Genomic DNA, 4117 nt, shown 5'->3' on the forward strand with positions numbered 1-4117 from the left:
TATTGGTGAATCTTCAGTTTTGAGAGAACAATCTCTTAAAACATATTGACGTTATCCTTAAATGATGTTAATATAATACTTGTCTGGTGGCGATAGCGAAGCGGCCACACCCGTTCCCATGCCGAACACGGAAGTTAAGCGCTTCAGCGCCGAAAGTAGTTGGGGGTCTCCCCCTGTGAGGATAGGACGTTGCCAGGCAAGATCGTTCCGCAATAGCTCAGTGGTAGAGCAACCGGCTGTTAACCGGTAGGTCGTAGGTTCAAATCCTACTTGCGGAGCCACTTTTCTCTTTTTGGAGAGCTGTCCGAGTGGCCGAAGGAGCACGATTGGAATTCGTGTAGGCGGCAAAACCGTCTCAAGGGTTCGAATCCCTTGCTCTCCGCCAGTTTTTCAATACAACAAGGCCCGTTGGTCAAGCGGTTAAGACACCGCCCTTTCACGGCGGTAACACGGGTTCGAATCCCGTACGGGTCACCATTTATTTTTTATATCGTCGCGGGGTGGAGCAGTCTGGTAGCTCGTCGGGCTCATAACCCGAAGGTCGTTGGTTCAAATCCAGCCCCCGCAATTAGTGTGGTCCTGTGGTGTAGTGGTTAACATGCCTGCCTGTCACGCAGGAGATCGCGGGTTCGACCCCCGTCAGGACCGCCATTTTTAATTTAAAGACTTACATACATGGCTTTGTAGCTCAGTTGGTAGAGCAAAGGACTGAAAATCCTTGTGTCGGCGGTTCGATTCCGTCCAAAGCCACCATGTGGGGGGGTAGCGAAGTGGCTAAACGCGGCGGACTGTAAATCCGCTCCCTCGGGTTCGGCGGTTCGAATCCGCCCCCCCCACCACTTAGGGGCATAGTTTAGCGGTAGAACTACGGTCTCCAAAACCGTCAGCGCGGGTTCGATTCCTGCTGCCCCTGCTTTAATATTATGGCGATTGTGGCGAAGTGGTTAACGCACCGGATTGTGATTCCGGCATTCGAGGGTTCAATTCCCTTCAGTCGCCCCATTTTATTGGGCTGTAGCCAAGTGGTAAGGCATCGGATTTTGATTCCGACATGCGAAGGTTCGATCCCTTCCAGCCCAGCCAACTATGCGGAAGTAGTTCAGTGGTAGAATACGACCTTGCCAAGGTCGGGGTCGCGGGTTCGAATCCCGTCTTCCGCTCCATTCTTTGGCGCCATAGCCAAGTGGTAAGGCAGAGGACTGCAACTCCTCTATCGTCGGTTCGATTCCGACTGGCGCCTCCAACATAATATGCCGGTGTGGCGGAATTGGTAGACGCGCACGACTCAAAATCGTGTTCCTCTGGAGTGTCGGTTCGACTCCGACCACCGGTATCCGTAGATCCTAGCTGAGGCTAGGGTCTTTTTTTATTTATACGATTACTTTATATTAGAGAATGAAAATATTGCAATCTTGATTGGTTAAAGGAGAAATAATTTCAAAATTATAACTTTTATTAGGAGTAACATAATTCCTATGTATGTTACAATTTACGGGAATGATTTATGTGGGGAGGTACAGTTATGATAAAGAAAAAAAGGTGGTTCATTTTACTCTTCACGATAGTCACCGTAACGATATTAATTTCTTCAGTTGTTTATTTTTTTTACGGATTTTCTTCAAGTTCGTCATATTCCATCGATGAAGAGCTTGAAGGAGATGAACTTGATCGAGCTAAAGAACTTAAGCGGTTCCTTGAGGCGAACCCACCAGGTCGTCCAAATGCGGTTCATAAAATCAACCCAAAACTTGAAACCGGATTAGTGTTTGATGATTTAGAGAAACTCAACAAGTCTAACCTAGTTCGAGTCATGCACGAAATGACTCACCAGAAAATTTCCGCTGATAAAAAATACGGTGCAATCCTAATGTCTCACGAGAATATTCGTGAGGTTCGAGCGTATTTAGAACTTGCTCGGAAAAAGAACAAATTAAATTTAAACGACTACACCAAGCTCGGGAAAATCATCGAACAATGGGAACAAGCTGACTTTAGCAACATTGATAAAGATCAGGATTATATGCTGGATGGAATGGGTGCAAAAATCGGTTACTCTAATGGCTTGGCTACACCGGAAGAAGAAGAGCTATTCATTTTGAATAATTTTGGAGAAAAATATGTATATACCATCAATTTAAAACCGATGGAAAAAGCAGAAAATTAATCTTACTACAAAGTTCTATTTCTAAGGATGTACTTTTAAGGACTGTATTGATGGAGAAGCATTGAAGAAAAAATAAATGATTCAAATAGCCACGGATGACTGAGTAGATGAAGTCATTCGTGGCTATTTTGAATTTATAAAGTTCATTCAGTCTCATCTAAAGTTGATGTCAACGTATCCAAATAGTCAGGCCCAAAGTTATTCAAAATATACAACTCTTCCTCGAAAGGTGTAGCTAAACCGTTGGAGAAACCACGATTGGCATTTAGCAAACGCAGCAACTGGTCTTGCTCGACATCAGCCTGACTGAAGTCGTCACGCGCCCAATTATCGAGCATGGCCCGCAATTCCTTATACACGTTCGGACCAATCTGATTGTTTCTCTCTAGCAAGGTAAGGTACTCAGCCGAAGCCGTGATGTTTTCTTCCGACATCGGAATCGCGCCCCATTTCGAGCGGGCCGAGATTTTCTGATGAGTCATCAAATGCATGTTCTTTACTAATGTCGTCCGACTCAAATTGTCAAGATCGTAACGTGCAAGGAGCTCGACACGGGTCCGATCGGTCGCGTTTCCACGCCGATTGAACGGATCTCCTTTAGATACCTCAATCTGCAACTCTCTGACACGATCTGCGTATTTGTCCTCTAACGCCTCGTTCTGCATACCTTGGCTCATATTTGTATAGAAGGTATACCCGACGACTAGAATCGGAAGTAAGATGATGAAAGCAATCGATAGAAAGGTGACACGCTGTCGTGTAAATATTCGTTTTCTCAAAGTACCCACCTCATTTCATTTGCTACACGTTGGATTTTATCATACTTATTATGTTTTTAATTCTATAAAAGGGATTTAATTGAAATAATTAAATTTGAAATAATCAAACAATAAAAATAATATGTGGTATAATTACCTGGTGTTAATAAATGACTCGTTATACGATTTTCAAATCGGACGATGATTCATCTTACTGTCGTCGTAGTGTGGTTTATGTAGTGTAGGAGGAATGAACGAATATGAGTAAAGAAAAGATTGCCCAGCTCCGAGAGCACGTCTCGCCGTTCGAGAAGGCGGACGTGAAGAAGAGTGTCCGGCAAATGATCAATACAATCTTACCGTTTTTGGCAGCATGGTTTCTCGCGTATCAGGCGCTCGACATCTCTGTGTTTTTGACGATTCCGCTCGCGATCGTCGCAGCTGGTTTCGTCGTCCGTATGTTTATCATTTTTCATGATTGCACGCACGGGTCGTTCTTTAAAAATAGAAAAGCCAATAACATCGTCGGCACGATCATGGGTGTGTTGACGTTATTCCCTTATGAGAAGTGGAAACGGGAACATTCGATTCATCACGCCTCAAGTGGAAATTTGGATAAGCGGGGCGTCGGGGACATTTGGGTCATGACGATTGAGGAATACGTCGAAGCTTCGAAATGGACGCGTCTTCAATACCGTCTATATCGCAATCCGCTCGTTATGTTCGGACTTGGACCGTTATATTTGATTCTCATCACGAGCCGCTTCAACCGGAAAGACGCTCGAAAAAAAGAACGCATCAATACACACGTCATTAACGCATCCCTCGTTGTCTTATACGCCGGCATGATCGCCCTGGTCGGGTGGCAGGCGTTTCTCATTGTCCAAGGAATCACGATGTTCACAGCCGGGCTTCTCGGCATTTGGCTGTTCTACGTCCAACACACGTTCGAAGACTCATATTTCGAAGACGAGAGTGAGTGGGATTACGTCAAGGCGGCGATTGAGGGGAGTTCGTACTACGAGTTGCCGAGAGTGCTGCAGTGGGTAACGGGGAACATCGGCTTCCACCACGTCCATCACTTGAGCCCCCGTGTGCCGAACTATAACTTGGAACAAGCGCATACATCGACACCACCGTTGCAACGAGCGACGACGATCGGATTGTTCTCGAGTTTGAAGTCGCTTCGCTACAA

3 protein-coding genes, 13 tRNA genes and 1 rRNA gene are annotated in these 4117 nt (G+C 45.5%); 16 read left to right on the forward strand and 1 reads right to left on the reverse strand.

The window, feature by feature from the left end:
- Nucleotides 1–82: 82 nt before the first annotated feature.
- The 15 genes from rrf to DI14_RS15115 all read left to right on the forward strand — a co-directional run bounded on the left by rrf (nt 83) and on the right by DI14_RS15115 (nt 2164).
- Nucleotides 83–198: ribosomal RNA gene (gene rrf / locus DI14_RS11320) — 5S ribosomal RNA — on the forward strand.
- A gap of 8 nt (nt 199–206) precedes the next feature.
- A tRNA-Asn gene (locus DI14_RS11325) sits at nt 207–281 on the forward strand.
- Nucleotides 282–294: 13 nt separating this feature from the next.
- A tRNA-Ser gene (locus tag DI14_RS11330) sits at nt 295–385 on the forward strand.
- Between the two features lie 17 nt (nt 386–402).
- A tRNA-Glu gene (locus tag DI14_RS11335) sits at nt 403–477 on the forward strand.
- A 17-nt stretch (nt 478–494) separates the two neighbouring features.
- Nucleotides 495–568, forward strand: a tRNA-Met gene (locus DI14_RS11340).
- A 7-nt stretch (nt 569–575) separates the two neighbouring features.
- A tRNA-Asp gene (locus tag DI14_RS11345) sits at nt 576–651 on the forward strand.
- 26 nt (nt 652–677) lie between these two features.
- Nucleotides 678–753 (forward strand) — tRNA-Phe (locus DI14_RS11350).
- 3 nt (nt 754–756) lie between these two features.
- Nucleotides 757–839 (forward strand) — tRNA-Tyr (locus DI14_RS11355).
- 3 nt (nt 840–842) lie between these two features.
- Nucleotides 843–913, forward strand: a tRNA-Trp gene (locus tag DI14_RS11360).
- Between the two features lie 13 nt (nt 914–926).
- Nucleotides 927–1002, forward strand: a tRNA-His gene (locus tag DI14_RS11365).
- 6 nt (nt 1003–1008) lie between these two features.
- Nucleotides 1009–1083 (forward strand) — tRNA-Gln (locus tag DI14_RS11370).
- A 5-nt stretch (nt 1084–1088) separates the two neighbouring features.
- A tRNA-Gly gene (locus DI14_RS11375) sits at nt 1089–1163 on the forward strand.
- Nucleotides 1164–1169: 6 nt separating this feature from the next.
- Nucleotides 1170–1243: transfer RNA gene (locus tag DI14_RS11380), tRNA-Cys, on the forward strand.
- Nucleotides 1244–1252: 9 nt separating this feature from the next.
- A tRNA-Leu gene (locus DI14_RS11385) sits at nt 1253–1333 on the forward strand.
- Between the two features lie 189 nt (nt 1334–1522).
- A complete protein-coding gene (locus tag DI14_RS15115) occupies nt 1523–2164 on the forward strand; it encodes a DUF6241 domain-containing protein (protein ID WP_051622704.1) in 642 nt (213 codons plus the stop codon).
- Between the two features lie 143 nt (nt 2165–2307).
- Here DI14_RS15115 and DI14_RS15120 read toward each other — a convergent pair whose 3' ends face one another.
- Nucleotides 2308–2943, reverse strand: coding sequence for a DUF6241 domain-containing protein (locus DI14_RS15120; RefSeq protein ID WP_051622705.1), 636 nt, complete (start codon nt 2941–2943; stop codon nt 2308–2310).
- A 239-nt stretch (nt 2944–3182) separates the two neighbouring features.
- Between DI14_RS15120 and DI14_RS11400 the strand changes: the two genes are divergently transcribed.
- Nucleotides 3183–4117: fatty acid desaturase (locus DI14_RS11400; RefSeq protein ID WP_034808648.1), on the forward strand; the 935-nt coding region annotated here is incomplete at its 3' end.

Origin of the sequence: Exiguobacterium sp. AB2, assembly GCF_000696055.1 — a bacterium.
Taxonomy (GTDB): Bacteria; Bacillota; Bacilli; order Exiguobacteriales; family Exiguobacteriaceae; genus Exiguobacterium; species Exiguobacterium alkaliphilum.